At 73.6% G+C, this 21184-nt stretch carries 23 protein-coding genes and 1 pseudogene; 12 read left to right on the top strand and 12 right to left on the bottom strand.

Features of this window, described 5'->3' with window-relative positions; genetic code table 11:
- Positions 1-82 precede the first annotated feature (82 nt).
- A complete protein-coding gene (locus ACIPPS_RS07130) occupies positions 83-799 on the top strand; it encodes a heparin lyase I family protein (protein ID WP_401427886.1) in 717 nt (238 codons plus the stop codon).
- 15 nt (positions 800-814) lie between these two features.
- Here the strand turns inward: ACIPPS_RS07130 and ACIPPS_RS07135 are convergent, their stop codons facing one another.
- The 5 genes and pseudogenes from ACIPPS_RS07135 to ACIPPS_RS07155 all read right to left on the bottom strand — a co-directional run bounded on the left by ACIPPS_RS07135 (position 815) and on the right by ACIPPS_RS07155 (position 5379).
- A complete protein-coding gene (locus tag ACIPPS_RS07135) occupies positions 815-1942 on the bottom strand; it encodes a glutamate--cysteine ligase (RefSeq protein WP_401427889.1) in 1128 nt (375 codons plus the stop codon).
- A gap of 84 nt (positions 1943-2026) precedes the next feature.
- On the bottom strand, positions 2027-2239 hold the full coding sequence (locus ACIPPS_RS07140) for an HPP family protein (protein ID WP_401427891.1): 213 nt from the start codon (positions 2237-2239) through the stop codon (positions 2027-2029).
- 67 nt (positions 2240-2306) lie between these two features.
- Positions 2307-2621 (bottom strand): annotated as a pseudogene (locus ACIPPS_RS07145) (HPP family protein); the annotation flags it as partial.
- Positions 2622-2851: 230 nt separating this feature from the next.
- On the bottom strand, positions 2852-3733 hold the full coding sequence (locus tag ACIPPS_RS07150; protein WP_401427893.1) for a diacylglycerol/lipid kinase family protein: 882 nt from the start codon (positions 3731-3733) through the stop codon (positions 2852-2854).
- A gap of 50 nt (positions 3734-3783) precedes the next feature.
- Entirely contained in the window at positions 3784-5379 is a 1596-nt protein-coding gene (locus ACIPPS_RS07155; RefSeq protein ID WP_401427895.1) for an FAD-binding oxidoreductase, read from the bottom strand.
- Positions 5380-5534: 155 nt separating this feature from the next.
- On the opposite strand from ACIPPS_RS07155, the gene ACIPPS_RS07160 reads away from it, so the two are divergent.
- The 3 genes from ACIPPS_RS07160 to ACIPPS_RS07170 all read left to right on the top strand — a co-directional run bounded on the left by ACIPPS_RS07160 (position 5535) and on the right by ACIPPS_RS07170 (position 7967).
- Complete coding sequence (locus tag ACIPPS_RS07160) at positions 5535-6134, top strand: TetR/AcrR family transcriptional regulator (RefSeq protein ID WP_401427897.1); 600 nt, start codon at positions 5535-5537, stop codon at positions 6132-6134.
- Positions 6131-7723, top strand: coding sequence for a glycerol-3-phosphate dehydrogenase/oxidase (locus ACIPPS_RS07165; protein WP_401427900.1), 1593 nt, complete (start codon positions 6131-6133; stop codon positions 7721-7723). The genes ACIPPS_RS07160 and ACIPPS_RS07165 overlap by 4 nt, the downstream gene beginning before the upstream one ends.
- 97 nt (positions 7724-7820) lie before the next feature.
- Entirely contained in the window at positions 7821-7967 is a 147-nt protein-coding gene (locus tag ACIPPS_RS07170; RefSeq protein WP_401427902.1) for a hypothetical protein, read from the top strand.
- Positions 7968-8006: 39 nt separating this feature from the next.
- Here ACIPPS_RS07170 and ACIPPS_RS07175 read toward each other — a convergent pair whose 3' ends face one another.
- Positions 8007-9227, bottom strand: a complete 1221-nt coding sequence (locus ACIPPS_RS07175) for a cation:proton antiporter (RefSeq protein WP_401427905.1) — start codon at positions 9225-9227, stop codon at positions 8007-8009.
- 198 nt (positions 9228-9425) lie between these two features.
- Here ACIPPS_RS07175 and ACIPPS_RS07180 point away from each other — a divergent pair, with 198 nt between their 5' ends.
- Positions 9426-10256: a DUF1206 domain-containing protein gene (locus ACIPPS_RS07180; RefSeq protein ID WP_401427908.1), complete on the top strand. Its 831-nt coding sequence runs from the start codon at positions 9426-9428 to the stop codon at positions 10254-10256.
- Between the two features lie 72 nt (positions 10257-10328).
- Here ACIPPS_RS07180 and ACIPPS_RS07185 read toward each other — a convergent pair whose 3' ends face one another.
- From ACIPPS_RS07185 to ACIPPS_RS07200, 4 genes are all read right to left on the bottom strand, one after another.
- On the bottom strand, positions 10329-10517 hold the full coding sequence (locus ACIPPS_RS07185; protein ID WP_401427910.1) for a hypothetical protein: 189 nt from the start codon (positions 10515-10517) through the stop codon (positions 10329-10331).
- A 151-nt stretch (positions 10518-10668) separates the two neighbouring features.
- On the bottom strand, positions 10669-11607 hold the full coding sequence (locus tag ACIPPS_RS07190; RefSeq protein ID WP_401427912.1) for a sigma-70 family RNA polymerase sigma factor: 939 nt from the start codon (positions 11605-11607) through the stop codon (positions 10669-10671).
- Positions 11608-11617: 10 nt separating this feature from the next.
- Positions 11618-12808: an NAD(P)/FAD-dependent oxidoreductase gene (locus ACIPPS_RS07195; RefSeq protein WP_401427914.1), complete on the bottom strand. Its 1191-nt coding sequence runs from the start codon at positions 12806-12808 to the stop codon at positions 11618-11620.
- Positions 12809-12953: 145 nt separating this feature from the next.
- Positions 12954-13310: a helix-turn-helix transcriptional regulator gene (locus ACIPPS_RS07200; protein WP_401427917.1), complete on the bottom strand. Its 357-nt coding sequence runs from the start codon at positions 13308-13310 to the stop codon at positions 12954-12956.
- A gap of 120 nt (positions 13311-13430) precedes the next feature.
- Between ACIPPS_RS07200 and ACIPPS_RS07205 the strand changes: the two genes are divergently transcribed.
- Positions 13431-13796 carry an STAS domain-containing protein gene (locus ACIPPS_RS07205; RefSeq protein ID WP_401427919.1) on the top strand — a complete coding sequence of 122 codons (366 nt, stop codon included), beginning with the start codon at positions 13431-13433 and terminating at the stop codon, positions 13794-13796.
- Positions 13797-13970: 174 nt separating this feature from the next.
- Here ACIPPS_RS07205 and ACIPPS_RS07210 read toward each other — a convergent pair whose 3' ends face one another.
- Complete coding sequence (locus tag ACIPPS_RS07210; protein WP_401427921.1) at positions 13971-14417, bottom strand: anthrone oxygenase family protein; 447 nt, start codon at positions 14415-14417, stop codon at positions 13971-13973.
- 90 nt (positions 14418-14507) lie between these two features.
- On the opposite strand from ACIPPS_RS07210, the gene ACIPPS_RS07215 reads away from it, so the two are divergent.
- From ACIPPS_RS07215 to ACIPPS_RS07230, 4 genes are all read left to right on the top strand, one after another.
- Positions 14508-15086: a TetR/AcrR family transcriptional regulator gene (locus tag ACIPPS_RS07215; RefSeq protein ID WP_401427924.1), complete on the top strand. Its 579-nt coding sequence runs from the start codon at positions 14508-14510 to the stop codon at positions 15084-15086.
- A gap of 127 nt (positions 15087-15213) precedes the next feature.
- Positions 15214-15720, top strand: coding sequence for a DUF5709 domain-containing protein (locus ACIPPS_RS07220; protein ID WP_401427926.1), 507 nt, complete (start codon positions 15214-15216; stop codon positions 15718-15720).
- 151 nt (positions 15721-15871) lie between these two features.
- Entirely contained in the window at positions 15872-17278 is a 1407-nt protein-coding gene (locus ACIPPS_RS07225) for a Rieske 2Fe-2S domain-containing protein (RefSeq protein ID WP_401427929.1), read from the top strand.
- 52 nt (positions 17279-17330) lie between these two features.
- A complete protein-coding gene (locus ACIPPS_RS07230; RefSeq protein WP_401427931.1) occupies positions 17331-18047 on the top strand; it encodes a hypothetical protein in 717 nt (238 codons plus the stop codon).
- Positions 18048-18053: 6 nt separating this feature from the next.
- Here the strand turns inward: ACIPPS_RS07230 and ACIPPS_RS07235 are convergent, their stop codons facing one another.
- On the bottom strand, positions 18054-19490 hold the full coding sequence (locus tag ACIPPS_RS07235; protein ID WP_401427933.1) for a hypothetical protein: 1437 nt from the start codon (positions 19488-19490) through the stop codon (positions 18054-18056).
- A gap of 410 nt (positions 19491-19900) precedes the next feature.
- Between ACIPPS_RS07235 and ACIPPS_RS07240 the strand changes: the two genes are divergently transcribed.
- Positions 19901-20587, top strand: coding sequence for a hypothetical protein (locus ACIPPS_RS07240; RefSeq protein WP_401427936.1), 687 nt, complete (start codon positions 19901-19903; stop codon positions 20585-20587).
- A 153-nt stretch (positions 20588-20740) separates the two neighbouring features.
- Complete coding sequence (locus ACIPPS_RS07245) at positions 20741-21154, top strand: hypothetical protein (RefSeq protein ID WP_401427938.1); 414 nt, start codon at positions 20741-20743, stop codon at positions 21152-21154.
- Positions 21155-21184: the final 30 nt, after the last annotated feature.

The raw sequence follows: 21184 nt of genomic DNA on the forward strand, positions 1-21184 counted from the left end.
GCCCACCGCCAGGCCGACCGACGTCCTGGACACGTCGACAGATCCGTACGCAGATCCGTACTCCCCCCACCGGAGGAAATCCATGCGTCATCCCCAGCTCGGACGAGCCCCCCACCTCGTCCCCGCGGTGCTCGCCGCCGTGCTGTCGCTCGTGACCGTGACACCCGCCCACGCCTCGGTCGAATGGAACGGCGACGCGGACAACGGAGGGACCGCGGTGTTCGCGTCGGTCCTCTGTGACGCCCCGTCGTACGTCTACCAGCCCGACTGGAACGACGGCCGGGGGAAGGTCTTCGGCTTCACCAAGGCAGCGGGCTCCGAACGGTGCGAGGGGCACGGCATCGCCGGCCGCACCCTCACGTCGGGGCGGGCCTACTGGTTCGGCTGGGAGTCCATGACGAAGACCGGCAACGCCCAGACCATCTTCCAGTGGAAGTCCTGGGGCACCGGCGACGAGCACGACCAGAACTATCCGGTGATCATGAAGGTCGAGGACAGCCGGCTGAAGATCTGGTACGTCGCCCCCGGCGAACAGTGGATCTCCGCCGGCAGCGTCGCCTGGACGCCGAACACGTGGAACAAGATCGAGCTGGGCATCGACGCCCAACCCTCCACGAGCGGATCCTTCGCCCTCTACGTCAACGGACAGCTGGTCGTCGACCGCCAGAACGCGCGGACCTGGGACGTCCAGGGCAACGTGCCGCGCTGGGGCTCCTACGGCTCCAGCATCGTCGACGTGGAGTCGGTCCACTGGGTCGACGGCCTGACCATGGGGACGACGAGGGCCGACGTCGACTGAGCCCAGGCCCGCGTCTCAGGACGCGACGGTGATCTCCGCGCACCCGGTGACGACGGCGGCGAGGCTTCCCTCGCTCGCGAACAGCCGCCGCTGGACCCGGGCGCCGGTCCCTCGTTCGTGCAGGTGGGCGATGCCTTCGCGGACCCACTCGTCCTCCCCGTGGTCCACCAGGGCCTCGCGCACGTGCTGGTACAGGGCCATGACCGCGTGCTCGGCGGACGTCTCCTGCAGGGTCTCGGGGTGCAGGAGCGGTCCGTCGAGCCCCGAGCGGCCGGCCCGCCACGAGGCAAGTCGCAGCAGGCCCGTACCGACCCTGGCCGGGGGCACGCCCTCCTCCCAGGCCCGGGCCGCGGTCTCGACCAGGCCACGGGCGAGCGCGGCCAGCAGGACGGGGGTCGACGGGTCCAGGCAGACGTCCGCCACGCGTATCTCGACCGTGGGGTACGTGGCCGACAGCCGGGCGTCGAAATAGATCATGCCTTCGTCCCGCAGCACCCCGGTGTCGATCATCGCGCGGACCTGCTCGTGGTAGCGGTCGGCGGAGCCGAAGACCTCGTACGCGCCGGCGGAGGGCCAGCGGTTCCAGACCCGGCTGCGGTAGCCGTCGTATCCCGTGTCCTCGCCCTGCCAGAAGGGTGAGTTCGCGCTCATCGCCATCAGGACCGGCAGCCACGGCCTGATGCGGTCGAGGACGGCGACCCCCTCCTCGTCCGACGCCACCGACACATGGACGTGGCAGCCGCACGTCAGCTGCTCCTGGGCCAGCAGCCCGAACTGCTTCCCGAGCCACTGATAGCGCGGCGACACGCTCAGCGAGGGCCGCACGGACAGCGGCGACGTCGCGACGGCCGCCACCTTGGCGCCGACGGTCGCCGCGTGGCGGGCGGCTTCGCCGCGGATACGGATGATCTCCTCCTGGAGCTCGCCCATCTCCGTCACCGGCGCGGTCGCGAACTCCAGCTGCTCCTTCTGCAGCTCCTCCTCGAACGCGTGCTCCTCGCGCGGGCCCCCACCGCCGTCAGCTTCCTTGCCTTGCCAGGCCGACCGGTCGGCGGCCGCGAGCACCGCTCCGGACACGGCTCGCGGAGCGCCACTGTCGGCATCCACCAGCAGCAACTCTTCTTCCACGCCAACGCTTCGCATGTCGCCGCCTACGGTTCGAGCCATCGGATGCGTGTCGCTTGCCCTCCTTGCCCTCAACCATGCCCGGCCGGCGCCTTCGGGGGGTCACCACCAGTAGGCGGGATATCTCGGCCCGGCGCGACGGATGCGGGACCCGGCGTACCCCGTCAGCACCAGGAGGACCGTGGAACCGAAGAGGAGCGGGACGAAGCGGGCGGGCTCGGGGGTCTGGAGCACGATGACGACGGCGGTGGCGCAGGCGGCGGCGTGCGGCGTACGGGCGAACGTGGTCAGCGCCAGGGTGAGGCCGGCGGCCACGGCCGCCGCCCACGGCCGCCGCCCACGCGTTGCTGCCCGCGGCCGCGAGGGCGGCGTAGCCCACGGCAGCGCCGAGCAGGTGGCCGAGGACGACGCCGCGGGGCTGGGCCAGGGGCAGGGTGGGGGCGGCGTGCACCAGGGCGGCGCTGGCGGCGAGCGGGGGTATGAGCACCGGTTCGTGGAGGGCCGCGCCGATCGCCACGAGTGCCAGCAGGACGGCCGTCGCGGCGCTCACGCTGTGGAACGCGGCCAGCGGAGTGGGCCTCGCCGGGGCCCGGCCGGCGAACCGTTGTGGCCGGGGACCGTCGGGGGTGGCGGCCGAGGCGTGCGAGGCGCGGGGGGCGTGGGCGGGCTCGGGACGCAAGGGGGCGTCGGTATTCATGTGCGTGGTTTCCGTGGCAGGCGGACGAGGGCGGCCGGACGGGGCAGTGGCGACGGTGACGGCGTCGGGGCTCTGTGATCGACAGCCGGCCCCGGCCCCGCGCTTCGCCCTGGTACGGCGGCGCGACCACCCACGACTCTAATCCGCCGGTCCACGGCGGCGCGGCCCGGGTCCCGCCCTCGGGACACCACGGGGGGCCGCCCGCCGTCGAGGCGGCCGGCCCCTCACCGTCAGGCCAGGACGTTCAGCGCCCCCGGCTGCACGCGCACCGTCACCGGGAGGGTCGCGTCGACCTCGCCGTCGGCGCCGTACGGGAGCGGGCGGTCGGCCTCGATGCGTATCTCCTTGCCCCGCAGGATCTCCACCTGCGGGCGGTTCACGTGCGCACCGGTCTTCAGCTCGTTCATCGTCGCGAAGAAGTGGCGCTTGGGCGCGTCGCCGATCACCACGACGTCGAGCAGGCCGTCGTCGAGCCGTGCGCCGGGGGCGACGTTCCTGCCGAAGCCGTAGAAGCCGGAGTTCGCCGCGACCACGGTGTAGCCGGCCCGCTCGTGCGGCACCCCGTCGATCGTGATGCGGTACGTGGCCGTCCTCCACGCGAGGACGGCCCGCAGACCACCCGCGTAGTACGACGCCGCGCCCCGCAGCAGCCGCGCGTGGTTGGCGTGCCGGTTGGCCACCGCGTCGACGCCGGCGTACACGCTGCCGAGTACGGAGATCCGGGCGTGCGTGGTCGACTCGACCTGGATCGTGTCGACCGCGCGCGGCTCGCCGTCGAGGAGCACCCGGGCGAGTCCTGGCGCGTCGGTGGGCAGCTCCAGGGCACGGGCGAAGTCGTTGCCCCGACCGGCCGGGACCAGGCCGAACAGAGTGTCGGTGCCGCTGAGCGCGCCACCGACGCAGCCGGCCATCCCGTCGCCGCCCACCGCGAGGACGACGTGCCCCTGTGCTCCGGCCGCGCGGGCGAGTTCCCGCGCGTGGTCCAGGCTCCGGCTGTAGACGGTGTCGAGCCGCGCGCCCCCTTCCCTCAGCAGCCGGGCCAGCGGGAGCAGGGCCGCCGTCCCGCTGGACCCCCCTGCGGTGGGGTTGACGACGGCGGTGAACTGTCGCATGGATCAGGCCTCCGGAAGGGAGAAGGGGACGGCGGACGGTCGGGACGTGATCAGCGAACGGGGATGAGGACGCCCGGGCTGAGCACGCCTGCCGGGTCCACCTCCGCCTTGACGGCCTGCAGCATACGGACGCCCAGCGGGCCGATCTCGCGGGCGTACCAGTCGCGGTGGTCGGTGCCCACGCCGTGATGGTGGCTGATGGTGCCGCCCGCCGCCAGGATCGCGTCGTTGGCGGCCCGCTTCACGGGCTCCCAGTGCGCGACCGCGTCCTCGCCCTGGGCGGAGACGACGGTGAAGTACAGCGAGGCGCCGTTCTCGTAGGTGTGCGAGATGTGGCACATGACCAGCGGCGGGGTGCCGGCCTCGGTGAGGGCGCTGGTCAGCGCGGAGCGTACGGCCGTGTACAGCTGGGGCAGCGTGGACCAGAATCCGGCGGTCTCCAGCGTCTCGGCGAAGGCCCCGGCGTCGAGCAGGGCGTCGCGCAGGTAGGGGGCGTTGTAGCGGCCGTGCTCCCAGCGGTCGCCGGGTTCCTCGCCGACGTACTCGCCGCCGCATGCGAGCAGGATCTCGCGGGCCGCGGCGCGCCGGGCGGCCGTCTCCTCCTCGGTGCCCTCGTAGCCCGCGATCGCCATGCAGCCCGCGCTCGGCGGGGTGTCGGCGGCGCCGATGGCGTCCGGCTGGGCCAGTCCGACGAACGTCTCGGACTCGTCGGACAGCCGCAGCACGGTCGGGCGCGGGCCGTCCTGCGCGAGCCGGCGCAGGGCGGTGGCGCCGGCCTCGAAGGAGGCGAAGCGCCAGCCCTCGTACACCCGCTTCCGCGGCAGCGGGCGGATGCGGACCGTCACCGCCGTGATGACTCCGAGGGCTCCCTCGGAGCCGAGGATCAGTTGCCGCAGGTCGGGGCCCGCGGCCGAGCGGGGCGCCCGTCCGGTCTCCAGCGTGCCCTCGGGCGTGGCGACGGTGAGGGCGAGGACCATCTCGTCGAAACGGCCGTATCCGGCGGAGGCCTGGCCGCTGGAGCGGGCGGCGGCGAAGCCGCCGACGGACGCCCACTCGAACGACTGCGGGAAGTGGCCGAGGGTCCAGCCCTTCTCGTTCAGCAGCGCCTCGACCTGAGGGCCGCGCAGGCCGGGCTCCAGCGTCGCCGTGCGGGAGATCTCGTCGAGGGTCAGGAGCCGGTCGAGCCGGCGCAGGTCGAGGGCGACGAACGGCCGCTTCGTCTGCGGCGCGAGGCCGCCGACGACCGAGGTGCCGCCTCCGAACGGGACGGCGGACAGGCCCTGGGCGGCGCAGACGCGCAGCACGGCCAGCACCTCGTCGTGGCTGCCCGGGAGCACGACGGCGACCGGGAGGTCCTCGACCTCGCCGGCCCGGATGCGCAGGAGGTCCGGGGTCGACTTGCCGCGGGTGTGCCGGATACGGCTCTCGGCGTCGTCGCGCAGGGCGTCCTCGGCCGCGAGCGCCGAGCTCAGCGCCCGGCGTGCCTCGTCGGTCAGCGCCGGGGCGGGGGCCTCGATGTCGTCGAGGGTCGAGGGGCCGCTCGCGCGGGGGGTGACGCCGAGCAGGTCACGCAGCAGGCCGGTCACCGCGTCGGGCAGCGGGGCCGCCTTGGCCGGGTCGCCCCAGCCACTCCACAACATGTCCACTTCGAGATGTTCCTCTCGGTCTGATCCACGCACGGTGCTACCGCCGCCTGCTACGTGAACCGCGCTGTCGCCGTGCGGTGCACGGACGGCCTCCGCCGCTGTCTCTTCACGGGCGGTACTGCCGCTCGGCCCGCACTGGCATTACACTGTGACAGATGACGCCCATTCGTCACAACCACTCGGACACAGATCCCGTTCTGGACGCCGCACGCGACTGCGTGCTCGCCGTCGGCGTCCGACGCACGACCCTGACCGACGTCGCACGACGCGCGGGCGTGTCCCGGATGACGCTGTACCGGCGATGGCCCGACGTCCGCACCCTGGTCGGTGACCTGATGACGCGTGAGTGGATCGCCGTCGCGGCCGGCGCCATGCCCGCCGCCGACGACGGCGGGCCCGTCCGGTCGCGGATCGTCGACGGGCTCGTCGCGGGAGCCGGCGCCTTCGCCGTCCACCCGCTCTTCCGCAAGATCCTCGACGTGGACCCCGAGCTGCTGCTGCCCTACATCCTGGATCGCAGGGGTGCGAGCCAGGAGGCCTTCCTCGGACTGCTCGTCACGGCTCTCGGCGAGGGCCACGAGGACGGGTCCGTGCGGCGCGCGCCCCTGGACCTCCAGGCCCGGTCCCTGCTGCTCGTCGTGCAGTCCTTCACGCTCTCGCTGCGCACCATGACCGACGAGACCGATCCCGAACTGAGCGAAGCCGCCTTCCTCGGCGAGCTGCGCACCCTGCTGGAGAGGACCCTCACCCCATGAAGCCCCTGAGCAGCTCCGCCCTGCCCGGCGCCACCCCGCCCGGCTCCTCGCTCAACGCCGAGCGGCGCGGCCGCGAACTGGCCGAACTCGCGGGCGGCACCGCGGTCGACGTCCTGGTCGTCGGACTCGGCGCCACCGGGGCCGGCGCCGCACTCGACGCGGCGACCCGGGGGCTCACCGTCGCCGCGATCGACGCCCACGACCTCGCGTTCGGCACCTCGCGCTGGAGCTCCAAGCTGATCCACGGCGGCCTGCGCTACCTCGCCACCGGACAGCTCGACGTCGCCCACGAGAGCGCCGTCGAACGCGGCATCCTGATGGAACGGACCGCTCCCCACCTGGTCCGCGCCCAGCCCTTCGTCCTCCCCCTCACCCCGCTCGTCAGCCGCGCCCAGGCGGCCCTCGCCCGCGCCGGCTTCCTCGCCGGCGACCTGCTGCGCGTCTCCGCCCGTACGGCGCGCACCACGCTGCCCGCGCCTCGGACGTTGTCCGCCGTGGAGACGCGCCACCTCGCGCCCGCCCTGCGGACCGGCGGCCTGCGGGGCGGACTCCTGTCCTGGGACGGTCAACTCACCGACGACGCACGCCTGGTCACGGCGATCGCGCGGACCGCGGCCGCCCACGGCGCCCGCATCCTCACCCGTACCCGCGCCCTCGAACTCACCGGCGACGGCGCGCGGGTCCGCGACGAGACGACCGGCCAGGAGCTGCGCATCCGCGCACGGGTCATCGTCAACGCGACGGGGGTGTGGGCGGGCGGCCTGGTCGACGACGTACGGCTCCGGCCCTCCCGCGGCACCCATCTCGTCCTGCGCGCCGAGGACCTCGGCGGCCTCTCCACCGGCCTGCACATCCCGATTCCCGGCGAGACCAACCGCTTCGTGCTGGTACTCCCCCAGCACGACGGCCGGGTGTACGTCGGGCTCACGGACGAACCCGTCGACGGCGACGTCCCCGACGTGCCGGAGGTGCCCGAGACGGACATCGGCTTCCTCCTCGACGTCCTCGGCTCCGCCCTCGACGTCACCCTCCACCGCGCGGACGTGGTGGGGGCCTTCGCGGGGCTGCGGCCCCTCCTCGACACCCGGGGGACGGAGGGCCGCACCGCCGACATCTCCCGCAAGCACGCCGTCCTCACCTCGCGCGACGGCGTCGTCACCGTCGTCGGCGGCAAACTCACCACCTACCGGCGCATGGCCGAGGACGCCGTCGACGCGGCCGTGGCCGCCCGCGCCCTCACGGCCGGCCCCTGCCGTACCGCCTCCGTCCCCCTCGTCGGCGCCGACGGGCCCCAGCGCCTCGCCCGTCTCGACGTCCCGGGCCGGCTCGTACGGCGGTACGGCACCGAAGCGGTCGCCGTGCACGCACTCGGTCTCACCGATCCGGCGCTCGCGCGGCCCGTCGTTCCCGGCCACCCCGTCACCCACGCCGAGCTGCTCTGGGCCGTCCGTCACGAAGGCGCCCTCGACGCGTCCGACCTGCTCGACCGCCGCACCCGCATCGGCCTCGTCCCCGAGGACCGCGACACGGCCGAGGAGGCGGCGCGGAGTGCGCTCGTGCAGGCGTCCGGCACCGCCGCCACGGCCTGAACCACCCCTCGGCGCCGGGGGCGTTCGACCGGCCTGGGGGCATCGGTGCGGCATCACGGGGTAGGCGGACCGGACACACCGCCACCGAGGAGGCGCCATGTCCGGACTCATCACGCGTATCAAGCGGTTCACCCGCACCCCGCAGGGGCAGCGGGCCCTCGCATCGGCCCGGCGCGCCGCCGCCGACCCGCGCAAGCGCGCTCAGGCCCGCACCCTGCTCGGTCGGCTGCGCGGGCGGCGGTGACGGCGGCCCCGGGTCGGTCGGGCGAGGCCCGCGGCCGGCTCACGCCTTGGGCGCCGTGAGCCGGCCGCGGCCGTAACGGCGGGCGATCGGCTCGGCGCTCAGGCCGTGCAGCACGATGCTGACCATGACGGTGACGACCATGACGCGGGAGATGAAGTCACCGCCCTCCGAGGCGGGCAGCTCCAGTGCGGCGAGGAGTCCGAAGACCACCGAGGTCACTCCCCGGGGCCCCATCCACCCGAGGAAGAGCCTGTCGGTCAGCGAGAAGTCCGTACCGATCAGCACGAGCATCACGGGCACGACGCGGACCAGGGTGACGGCGAGGACGGCGTAGAAGACGACCGAGAGGTGGAAGCCGTCCCAGAACTCGTTGTTGACGATCTGGCCGAAGAGGAACCACAGGGCGAGCGTCAGCAGGGTGACCAGGTCGTCGGTCATCTCCACCGCGTTCTCCGGCATGTGCCGCATCGCAGGGGCGATGCAGACACCGGCCACGAAGGCGGCCACGAAGCCGTTGCCGCCCAGCGCGGCCGACAGGGTGTAGGCGGCGATGGGGACGCTCAGGACCCCGAGCCTGGTCGCGGCCGGCTGCGTCCAGCCCTTCGCCCACGAGAGGCGCAGCAGCCGGCCGGCGCCGTAGCCGACGAGCGAGCCGGCCGCGACGGCCCAGGCCGCCGAGCCGACGGCGTCGAGGACGGCTTCTGCGTAGTCGTCGCTCGCCGTGTGGGCCTCGGCGGCGGCGGCCAGGCACAGCAGGAACACCGGTGAGACGACTCCGTCGTTCAGACCGCCCTCGACGTTGAGCACCTCGCGCAGGCGGGCCGGGACGCGCTTGTCCCGCACCACCGCGGCGGTCGGCGCCAGATCGAGCGGGACGACGACCGTCGCCAGGACCGCCAGGACCCAGCCGGGCTGGTCGGGGAAGAAGGCGAACGCGGTCAGGAACGCGGCGAGCAGGGTGAGCGGCAGCGCGCCGCCCAGCAGACGGGTGACGACGCTCCTCTCCCTGCGGATGACCTTCGCGGGGACCTCGGTCGCGTCGACGAAGAGCAGCAGCGCGAGGACGACCTCCACCGCGTGCTCGAATCCGGCCATGTCGCCGAAGTCGAAGACGAGCGGCGGATCCGAGCCGCTGGTGAGCGCGATGCCCGCCACCATCATGGCGATCGGTGCGGTGATGCTCCATCGCGCGAGGCGGTGCGACAGGACGCACCAGGTGAACAGAACGCCCGCGATGACGGTTACGGCGAGCAAGGGCATCCGTGCTTTCGAAGGGGTCGTCCGACTGACGCACCGTACGGTCGGACGGTCCACCGACTCCCGGAGCACGCCGACAGCCCTTCGCCCCACCCCCGAACGGCCCCTCGGCACCGCCGCCGGACCGGGCTCGGCCCCGTTCGGGTTGGGCCGGGGAGGACGGGGCATCCGATGCATCCGACGTGAGGGGAGTGACCGGCCATGACCACAACAGGGTCGTCCACGCTGGTGGCGAGAAGAGCCGCCCGCGGCAGTGCCGTGCGGGCGGGTGCCCGCATGGGATTCGTGGCACGCGGAGTGCTGTACCTGCTCGTCGGAGTGCTGGCCGTCCGCATCGGCGTGACGGGCTCGGGCGGACAGGCGGACCGGGGCGGGGCCCTGGCCGAGGTGGCGGCGACCCCCTTCGGAGCGGTGCTCCTGTGGGCTCTCGGAGTGGGGCTCGCCGGAATGGCCCTCTGGCGTCTGACGGAGGCCGTGTTCGGCACGGCCGGGCCGAAGGGCGACAGCGCGGCCAAGCGCGGCATGTCGGGAGCCCGTTGCGCCTTCTACGGCGTCTCGTCCTTTCTCGTGCTGTCCTTCGCTGCCGGCACGCGGGGCAGCGGCCAGGGGTCGAGCGACCGGCAGAGCCAGGACGTCACCCGCCGTCTGATGGAGCTGCCGGGCGGTCAGTGGTGGCTCGGGGCGGCGGCCGTCGGTGTGGTGGCCGCCGGGCTGTTCATGGCGGGCAGCGCCGTGATGCGGCGGTACCGCAAGCACCTGACGTGGGGACAGATGTCCCAGCGGGCACGCCGTTTCATGGATGTCACCGGCGTGGCCGGCGGCATCGGCCGCGGACTCGTCTTCGCCGCGGTCGGGTACTTCGCGCTCAAGGCGGCGATCGCGTTCGACCCGGCCGAGGCCAAGGGCGTGGACGACGCGATCCGCTCCTTCGCCCGGACGCCCGTCGGTCCGTGGCTGCTGATCGCGGTGGCGGCCGGACTGGCGCTGTTCGGAGTGTTCTCCTTCGGCCAGGCGAGGTGGCGCAGGGTCTGACCGCAGTCGACCCCCGGTCCCACGTTCTGGAACGTGGGACCGGGGGTCGACTGCGCGGGTGGTGAGAGTACGTCAGGACGCGGCGGGGACGGCCGACTCCTCCGCTTGCGCGGGCCGCACGACCAGGAAGCAGTCCGACTCCAGGTCCATGACGACCGTGGCCGGGACGCCCTCGCGCTGCCGGGCGGCGGCGTACTCCTCGGCGGGCCAGGCGCCACGCGGCGCTCCGGCCGGGAACTTCTCCAGAATCTGCGCCTCCATGACACCCTCCCGCGTCTTCGTGTTCCTCTGCTCTTCCTCTGCGCATGCCCCCGGACGGGCGTGGCACACCGGGCAGGTGGTGGGGGCGCCCTGGATCGGGTCGGGCGCCCTCGGGAGCGTCAGCGAAGTCGTGCGGGGCCGGCGGCTCGGGTCACCATGCGGGGATGACCGGCGCGTCCGGTTCGCGGCGCCGCCAGGCCGCGTTTAGGCGGGTGAGCCGGTTCGCGGTGGCGATGCCCCGGAGGGCCGCGACCTTCCCGTCGCTGACCTCGAACGCCACGGCGCCCACGACCCGGTCGTCGACCACGGCGAGGACGGCCGGAGAGCCGTTGACCCTCGCGAGGTGCATGGCGGGCGAGCCGCCGGCCAGCCGCCGCTTCGCCGGCGTGGCCTTGAAGCCGGCCCGTACGAACGAGGCGACCCGCTCGCGGGTGCCCACCCGCAGCAGCCGCTTGGCCAGACCCGCACCGTCCGAGACCGCCGTCACGTCCTCGGTGAGCAGCGCCACCAGCCGGTCGGTGCGCCCCGACGTGGCGGCGGCGAGGAACTCCTCGACGACCCGGCGCGCGGACACCGGGTCGGCCTCGCCTCCGCGACGGCGCTCGGCGGCGACCCGGACCCGGGCCCGGTGGGCGTGCTGCTGACTCGCGGACTCGGTGATGTCGAGGATCCCGGCGATCTCGGCGTGACCGTACGAGAACGCCTCGCGCAGGACGTAGACCGCCCGCTCGACCGGCGAGAGGCGTTCCAGGAGGGTCAGCACGGCCAAGGACACCGACTCGCGCTGCTCGAAGGTCTCGGCGGGGCCGAGCATCGGGTCGCCGTCCAGGAGCGGCTCGGGCAGCCAGTCGCCGGCCGCTCGCTCGTGGCGCGCCTGCGCGGAGCGGAGCCGGTCGAGGCAGAGGCGGGTGGCGACCTTGGTCAGCCAGGCTTCCGGCACCTCGACCCGCTCGCGGTCGGCGGCCTGCCAGCGCAGGAAGGTGTCCTGCACGGCGTCCTCCGCGTCGGCGGCCGAGCCGAGCAGACGGTACGCGAGCGAGGCCAGCCGGCCGCGGCTGGCCTCGAACCGGTCGATGGCTGCGACATCCATGCGGATCAGCTTAGGCGGCGACCGTCATACCGGACCGGGCGGGCACGGCGGTCAGGCGGCGCCTGCGCTTCGGCATGCCGAAGGTCGGGTGGGCGATGCCCCACTCGGCTCCCTTGAGCACGCCCGACTTGAGCCGAGCGGCGGTCCGGCCGCCGAGGTACCAGGACTTCGACCGGACGTCCCCGTCCACCATCTGGAAGATCGCGTCCCGCCGCCCGAGGCTGATGTGGTTGCCGTGGTACTTCAGTCCCACGGTCGGGACCTCACTGCCCGTCAGGCGGGCGATGATCGCGGCGGTCGCCTGCATGTTGGTGAAGCCGGCCGAGACGCAGGACATCGGCAACGGCCGGCCGTTGTCACCGCGGACGAAGACGCAGTCACCCGCTGCGTAGACCTCCGGATGGGAGACCGAGCGCATGGTGCGGTCGACGACGATCTGGCCTGTCTCGGCGACTTCGAGGCCGCTGGTGGCCGCGAGGGGGTGCACGGCGAACCCGGCCGACCACACGGTCACGTCGGCCGGGAGGGACGTACCGTCGGCGGCGATCGCCCGGGTCGGCTCGACGGCTTCGACCCCGGTGTACTCGTGGACGGTGATGCCGAGCCGGTCGAAGGCCCGGCGCAGGTGTCGGCCCGCCTTCGGGGAGAGCCAGGCGCCGAGCGGGCCGCGGGCGGCGAGCGCGATCGAGAGGTCGGGGCGGGACTCGGCGAACTCGGTGGCGGTCTCGATGCCGGTCAGCCCCTCGCCGACGACGAGCACGGTGCCGCCCGCGGGCAGACCGGCCAGGCGCTCGCGCAGCCGCAGCGCCGAGGACCAGCTGGTCACGTCGAAGGCGTACTCGGCCACGCCGGGGACGTCGTGGTGGGCGACGGAGCTGCCGAGCGCGTAGAGGAGCGTGTCGTACGCGAGTTCGCCGTCGCCGTCCTCGCCGGTCAGCGCGACCGTCCGCCGCTCGGGGTCGACGCCGGTGACGCGCGCCAGGCGCAGTCGCACCCCGGTGCCGGCGAAGACGTCGGCGAGCCGGCGGGGCGCGAGGTCCTGGCCGGCCGCGAACTGGTGGAGCCGCATCCGCTCGACGAAGTCGGGGGCGGCGTTGACGACGGTGATCTCGGTGTCGGCGGGAGAGAGCCGGCGTGCCAGGTTTCCGGCGGCGAAGGCCCCGGCGTATCCGGCGCCGAGGACGACGATGCGGTGCTTCATGGCGTTGCTCCTGTCTCGTTCGCGTGTGCCCCTTGAACGAGACGGCGCCGCGATTGCTGACAGGAGCGGGGTGTGACGCGGGTCACCTCGGCCCGCCCCCTGGGTCGCCTGGGCCCTGGGCCCCCGTGTCACCGCGCCGGCACGGCTACGGCGGGCCGGCCGAGTGAACGTCCGAGTCCGTGGCGCGTTCGGCGGCGTGCGGCTGCTCGGCGAAGAGTTCGAGGAGGCCGGCGATCTCGTGGTCGGCTTCGGCGGGATGACGGAACGCGGCACCGGACTCGATGGCGTAGCGGTTGCGCCGACCGTCGTCCGCGCGGGTGCGCGTGAGGTATCCGGCCGCTTCGAGATCCGCGACGATCGCCTGCACGGTCCGCTCCGTCACCCCGCAGCGCAGCGCCACCTCGCGCAGCCGCACCCCCGGGTCGCGCGCGATCGCCAGAAGCACCCGGGCGTGATTGGTCAGGAACGTCCACTCCGCGTGGCTGCCGCTTCTCACTGCCATACACAGCATCATGCCCGACCCGTCACAAAAATGCGAAGCGAATTTCAGGTAATCCTTGACGGGTAATCGCAGCGCCGGGCACACTCGTCCCGGGTCTTTTCCGCACAGGAGGTGGTCATCGTGGTTCCGCTCCCCGACCCCGCCCGACTCCCGGCTCCGGAGGCGAAGGAGGACCGCATCGCGGTGTCGGTGACACCGCGGGAGGGCGGCTCTTCCGTGAAGGTCTGCGGAGAGCTCGACCTCGACAGCGTCACTCAGCTGCACACGACACTCCTGCACGCGCTGGCCGCCAGCGACGGCGCCGGAGTCGCCCTGGACCTGTCCGAGGTCACCTTCTGCGACTCCAGCGGCCTGAACGCGTTGCTGCGCGCCCGCAGGCAGGCCGTCAGCGACGGTCACCCCCTGACGATCACCGCCGCCAGCCCCCAGGTGACCCGGCTCCTGGAGATCACGGGAGCCGCCGCCCTCTTCACGGGCACGTCCTAGGGACGCGGGCCGGGCCAGGGCCGGCCTGTGTCGCGGTCAGGCCGTGGACGCCGAGCACGATGGCCACGGAGCCGGGCTTCTCCACGCGAGTCTTCGTCGGCGCTGGGAGCGGCGTGGACCGTGAAGCCGTCGACACGTGGGGGCGAACTCCTACATGCCGGGGCGGCGGTGGTGTCAGGCGCGGGCGGCGACCAGCAGGGTGAACGCGGCGACGATGACAGCGACGCGGACGTAGTGGTAGCGGCCCCAGCGGTCCAGCTGCTGCTTCCAGTCGGCGGGCCGGTTCTCGGGGGTCCAGGTCTTGTTCCGGTTGTTGATCGGGACGAGCAGCAGGATCGACATGACCACGCTGAGGATCAGCAATCCGGCGGCGGTGACGACAAGTCCGGCCCCGTGGCCGTTCCAACCGGCGACGGCCCAGATCGCGCAGAGGACGAGCGAGCCCAGGTACCAGAACGGCATCAGGGCGCCGAGCATCCGGCCGCCGTGGGCGTGGCCGAGCTGGCCACTGTCCTCGGGAAGCGCGTCCAGGATCCGGTTCATGACGAAGGCGACGGACACTTCCACCCCCACCATCAGGCCGACGACGACGGTGGTGACGATCTCCAGTGCGTTGAGCATGACGATCCCTCCGAGAACTAGCGTTGCTAGATGATGTGGCGACGCTAGTACTACTAACGCTCGATTGTCTAGCGGTGCTAGGGTCGATGCATGTCGGTAAAGGAACGCAAGGAGCGCGAACGGGCGGAGCGCGAACGGCTCATCGTGGCGACAGCCCGCGAACTCGCCGAGCAGCAGGGGTGGGACGCCGTCACCACCCGCCGGCTCGCCGAGCGCATCGAATACAGCCAGCCCGTCCTCTACAGCCACTTCCGCGGCAAGCGCGAGATCATCGGCGCCGTCGCCCTGGAAGGCGCCGCCGAGCTGGCCGCGGCGGTGCGTGCCGCGGCCTCCGGAGCGAACAGCCCGCGCGAGCGCGTCGCCGCCCTCGCCCGCGCCTACCTCGACTTCGCCGAGCACAACCCGGCGGTCTACGACGCGCTGTTCCAGCTCGACGGCGGCCTGGCGTACGCGCAGGAGGACACCCCCGAGCCGCTGAAGGACGCCTTCGCCGCCCTGCTCGAGTGCCTCGCCGAGGTCGCCGACGAGGGCGTCCACCCGGGGATGTTCACCGAGGTGTTCTGGGCGGCCCTGCACGGTCTGGCGACCCTGACCCGAGCAGGCCGCCTGCTGCCCGAGGACGCTGAGCCGAGGGTGGAGCTGCTGGTGGACCGGCTCGCCACGGTCTGACACACCGTCCCGGCGGGAACGCGTCTGAGGCCCAGGCCCCAGACGAGCCAGGGGGGCGCGCGGGCCTTCGTTTGCGCCGTCGGGTGACGGGCACGCGCGGGGGGACGATCACTGGAGGGAGTCCCCCATGGCCCGGAACGAGCCCGAGACGCAGCCGGAAGGCCGCGGTGACGATGTCTACCAGCCGACCGCGGGTGAGGGGAACGACCGGCCCGTCGACGACCTCGACCTGGAGAACGCCGTCGACCCGTCGCTCCTCGACGCCATGACCGAACCCGGCTACTCACCGCCCGACCGTCCGCGCGCGACCTCACGGCACGGCACCACCCAGCGTGAGCAGCGCGAGGGCGCGACGCTGGACGAGCGGCTCGCCGAGGAGGTGCCCGACGCGGCGCCGGTCGAGGAGCCCGAGGCCGGATCCCCGGCGGACGGCGACCCGGACCGGGCCGAACAGGGCGCGGGGTCGCTGCGCGCGGGCCGGCTCGCGTCGGTCGACGACGACGCGCGTGGTCGACGGAGCCCCCTGAAGGCCACGGACGTCGGCCCCGACGACGGCGCGGCGACGGCCGAGGAGGCCGCCATGCACGTACGGACGGACGAGGACGGGGACGGGGACGGCGCCGAGGCGCGGTAGGCCCGGCCAGGCTCCCGGACGCGTGCCGTTTCCGGTGGGCGCCACGGGTTACTCGCCCCCCATGGACATGCACGGAACACGCAGCCGTACCCTCGCGCTCGCCCGCTCGGCACTGCCTTCGGCCCGAGGCCCCGGGCGGATCCTGTCGACGATGGAACGGATCGAGAGCTCCCCCAGGGCCGACTGGGCCGTCGACGCCGTACGCCGGGCCGTCCAGGGCCTGCCGCTCGGGGCGGCCCGGGACGTCCTGCACGGACGGTGGCTCGGCCATCCGCTCCACCCGGTCCTCGTCCAGTTCCCGATCGGGGCGTGGGTCTCGGCCGCCGTCCTCGATGTGCTGCCCGGCCATCGGCGGGCGGCGCGGGTCCTGGTCGGTGCCGGTCTGGCGGGCGCCGCGCCGGGGGCGCTGGCGGGCTGGACCGACTGGGCCGAGTTGCGCCGCCCGCAGCAGCGGGTGGGGCTCGTGCACGCGGCGGCCAACGTCGTCGGGGTGGCCTGCTACGCGGCCTCCTTCGCGGCCCGGTGCCGCGGCAGGCACGGACGCGGGAAAATCTGGGGGATCGTCGGCCTCACCGCGATCGGCGCCGGAGGGGCCATCGGCGGTCATCTGGCGTATCGACAGGCCGCGGGAGCGAACCACGCCGAGGAGGTCGCCGCCCTGGTCGAGCCCGGGTGGCACGACCTCGGCGAGGTCGCGGTCCTGCCCGAGGGCCGGCCCGCGCAGGGCTGGATCGGCGAGGTCCCCGTCGTGATCGTCCGCTTGGCGGACGACGAGGTCCGGGTCCTGGCAGCCCGGTGCAGCCACCTGGGCGGGCCGCTCGCCGAGGGCGCGATCGTCGACGGCTGCGTCCGCTGCCCCTGGCACGACAGCACGTTCCGCCTCACGGACGGCTGGAACGTGACGGGTCCGGCCACCGCGCCGCAGCCCGCGTTCGAGACCCGCGTGGTGGAGGGCCGCCTCGAAGCGCGTCTGCCGGCCCGTCCCCGTACGGGAGAGGGCCCGGCCACCGAGGCGAGCGAGGACGACATCCTGGAGCAGCTGCTCCGGCAACACGCCCGCATACGGCGGCTCTTCGCACAGACCCTCGCCGCGGACGGCGAGACGAAGCGGCGGTCCTTCGACGAGCTGCGCGGCCTGCTCGCCGTCCACGAGGCCGCCGAGGAGATGGTCCTGCGGCCCGTCGCCGAGCGCGTCGCGGGGAAGGACGAGGTGGAGGCCCGCAACGCGGAGGAGAGCCGGGCCAACGAGGCGCTCGCCGAACTGGAAGGGCTCGACGTGCACAGCGAGGCGTTCGACACCCGCCTCGTCGCCTTCCAGCGAGCGGTGGAGGACCACGCCCGGCACGAGGAGCGCGAGGAGTTCCCCGCGATCCGCGCGCGCTGCGACATCGAGGACCGCAGGTCCATGGGACGTCGGCTGCGGATGGCCGAGCGCATGGCCCCCACCCACCCGCACCCCACGGCCGCGGGCTCGACCGCCGCGCAGTGGACGGCCGGCCCCTTCACCGCCCTCATGGACCGCGCGCGGGACGCCTTCCGCGGCTCCGCCACGTCATGAGCGGACGGAGCGCCCACCCTCCGCCGCCGCGCTTCCCCGAGAGGAGTCGACCATGGTCGTGCCAGTGAAGGTGACCCGCACGCGCGGGCTGTTCCACCTCGTCGGCGGTCTCTGGCCGCTGATGACGCACCGAACCTTCGAACGTGTCCACGGCCCCTACGACGACGACGGCCCCGGGCGCGGGCCGGCGTGGTGGCGCCGGGCGCCGGGGCGCGGGTCCCGGGGCGTCGCCGGCGCGGGCCGCCGGCGCGGGGGATCCCGGGGGCGGGCCGCTGCGGACTCCGGCGATCCGGAGCTGCTGGCGACCTACCTCAACGACCACCTCGCGGGGTCCTCAGGTGGTGTCTCCCTGATCCGCCGCATGGCACGGGCGCACCGCGGCCGTGCCCTCGGCCCGCCGTTGGAGAGCCTCGCGGACGAGGTGGCGCAGGACCGGCGCACCCTGCGCCGGATCATGTCCACGCTCGGCGTCCCGCAGCGCCGCCACCGGGTGGCGCTGGGACGCGTGATGGAGAGGGCGGGACGGCTCAAGCTCAACGGGAGGCTCTTCACCCGCTCGCCGCTGAGCGACGTCCTGGAGCTGGAGGCGATGCGGCTGGGCGTCGAGGGCAAGGAGGCGTGCTGGCGCTCGCTGCGCACACTGTCCCGTACGGACTCCCGCCTCGACCCTGCTGATCTCGACGCCCTGATCCGCCGCGCCCGGCGTCAGGCCAGGGCCCTGGAAGCCATGCGCACCACCTGCGTGGCCCAGACCCTGGCGACGCCCTGAGCCGCATCAGGCGCTCTCCGACGCTCCGGTCGTCGTCCTCGCGGAGCGCACCAGTGTCGCGCCCGCCGACACGACCACCGCCACCGCGCTCAACAGCGCTGCCGCCTTCGCCCAGGTGTACGTGAAGCCGAGGCCGCTGTTCACGAGATCGACCATGCCCGCGCTCTCCACCGCGTGGAGCACGATGACGGAGACAGCGAGCCCTGTCGCGGCGAACCAGACGGTCAGGGTGTCCGCCACCAGGAGCCACACGCCGCACAGCAGGCACAGGGCGGTGATGGCCACGGAGAGGATCTCCGCCTGGCCACCCGCGCGCAGACCCGCGAGGTCCGTGGGCACGTGGACGAGACCGCAGAGGAGCAGGGCGATCCCGGCCGGCCAGCGGAGAGCCGAGCGGAGCCCGGCGGAAGTGGTGTGGCTGCCGGGGCCTGCGGCCAGAGCGCCGTCCAGGACCGAAACCGGCCGCTTCGCCGATCCTCGCGGCGTCGGCGCGGCGACGGCGGCGTCACGCCCGGCCTCGGCGGCGTCGTCCTTGCCGCCTCCGGCCTTCCGCTCCTGGGAGTCCGCGGCGGCGTGCCGCCAGTCGCTGCTGTCGGTCCCCAGGATGTTGACGAGCGCGACCACGTCCTCGATCGGCCGGCCCACGGCCGCGGCACGCAGCGTGGTCTCGGCCTGGTGGAGGTCGTAGCCCGACTCGTTGAGCAGCGCGACGAGTCGCCGCACCTCGTCCAGGGGTCGGGAGACGGCCGCCGCGCGGAGCGCCACGTCGGCGGGGCTGGACAGCTCGCCGGTCTGCTGGAGGCGGGCGACCAGGGAAGCGACCTCGTCCACCGGACGCTCCGTCGCCGCCGTCGACAGAAGGGTGTGTATCGCCTCGTCGCCGGACTCGGCCTTCTCCGGCGCCTCCGCGGCGCCCTCGGCCACCTGGGCCTCTGCGGTGCCCGGGGTCACCTGGGCCTTCTGGGCCACCTCGGCCACCTGGGCATCCGGGGCGGCTTGCGCCTCCGGAGCGACCTGGGCCTCCGGCGCCACCGGGGCCTCGACGGCCGCAGGGGCCTCAAGGGCGACCTGGGTCTCCGGGGACTTCGGTGCCTCAGGGGCGGTCCGGGGCGGCTCCGGGGCCACCATCGGACCTGCCGCCGGAGCCGCCTGGGGCTCCGTGGCGACCTGTGCGGCCGCCACCCGGCCGGCCGGCGGACCCGCCACCGAGGCGACCTCCAGGGCCGTCGCCGAGGCGACCGCGGGGGCGGCAGCAGGGGGCGAGAGCGGGCGCGGCGGGACGGCGAACCGGGGGGCGGACTCGGGGGCGAACGGAAGCGGGGCGGGCTCGAGGGCGGGGTGCAGGGGGGTGGGCTCGGGGGTGGAGAGGGGCTCGGGGGCGGGGGCGGCGTACCGGTCCCTCTCGTCGTCGGCCCGATTGCTGAGGAAGGGGTCGGAGGTCATGTCGCGGGCTCCGTTCGTGGAACAACGGGTAGGCAACCACCGTGGCTGTCTCGTGGGCCCCGGAAGGCACCACTCGCTTACAACTAGTGCGCGGGTTGGGACACTGCGCCATCCGGGAACGGCCTTGCTGGGCCGTCGGAGCGAAAGACCGTGCGGTGCGCCCCCTCCACGCCCTCCACGCCCGCCCCGCGCGGGCCCCTCCAACGCCCTCCGCGCCCGCCCCGCGCGGGCGCCGCTCACCGGCCTCCGCGCCCGCCCCGCGCGGACCGCTCACCGTCCTCCCGCCCCAAGTCCGCTCCCCGTGGCGTCCCTGGCGCGTGAGACCGCCGCCGAGCCGACGGCCCGCTATATCGTCCGAGAGAGCAGGACGGCGACATCCACCCCGCACTCGAACGCAAGGGCCCGCCACCGTGACCGGACGCATCCCCGAGCCGACCGAGAGTCCGAGTCCGCCCGAGTCCTTCGGTGAGGCACGCTGGCCCATGGCCGCGGCCGTCGTCGCCGCCATGGCGCTGACACTCCTGCTCCCCGACGACCTGCGCCTGGCGCCACGTTGGGTGATCCCCACCGTCGAGGGACTGCTGCTGCTGGCGCTCATCGCCGGCGACCCCGGCCGGATCGACCGGCGTTCGGCCGTGCTGCGCATGACGTCCATCGCCCTGGTCGGCATTCTGGCGCTCAGCGCCGTCTGGTCGACCGTCCAACTCGTCGACGACATCGTCCACGGCGGGAAGGAGACAGCCTCCGCCGGCAGTCTGCTGCAGTCCGGCGGCACGGTGTGGGCCTGCACCGTCCTCGCCTTCTCCCTGCTGTACTTCGAACTCGACAGCGGCGGGGCCGCCGCCCGCGCCCACCGCATGCCCGCCACGCCCGCGCTCGCCTTCCCCCAACAGCTCGAGCCCCGGCTGAGCCCCGCCGGCTGGCGGCCCCGCTTCGTCGACTACCTCTACCTCGGGCTCACCAACGCCACCGCCTTCAGCCCCACCGACGTGATGCCCCTGGCCCCCTGGGCCAAGATCGCCATGGGCGTCCAGTCGCTGGTCTCGCTGCTCATCCTCGGGCTCGTGGTGGCCCGCGCCGTCAACGTCCTCGCCTGAGGAGGCGCCAGGAGCCGCCGGTAGGCACCAAGAGCCGCCGGCAGGCGCAGGGACGGCCGATGGTCCGCGCGACACGCGTCCCCCCTCCCGCCGACATGCGGCCGAGGGCAAGGAGGGTCAAATTGGAGGTATCCGAGCACGGAGGAGCCTTTCATGACGAACCATGCGACAGCACCCGGTCGGCGAGCGGAAGGGCACAGCAGCGGTTGGCTGGTGTTCGCCGCCGTCATCATGATCTTCAGCGGCGTCATGACGCTGCTCGCGGGCATCTCCGCCATCGCCAAGGACGACGTGTTCCTGACCACGCGTAACTACGTCTACGAGCTCAACCTCACCGGCTGGGGTTGGATCCACCTCATCCTGGGCATTCTGATCGCGCTCACCGGTGCCGCCCTCTTCTCGGGCGCCACCTGGGCCCGGGTCGTCGGCGTGGGACTGGCAGGACTCAGCATGATCGCCAACTTCATGTGGCTGCCCTACACGCCCTGGTGGGCCCTGCTGTTCATCGCCATCGACGCCCTCGTCATCTGGGGGCTGTGCGTCGCTCCCTCACCGATGCGGGACTGACGCGACCACCTCGTGGACGGCCGACGGCTG

The organism is Streptomyces sp. NPDC090127, from assembly GCF_044746945.1.
In the GTDB taxonomy this organism is placed as follows: domain Bacteria; phylum Actinomycetota; class Actinomycetes; order Streptomycetales; family Streptomycetaceae; genus Streptomyces.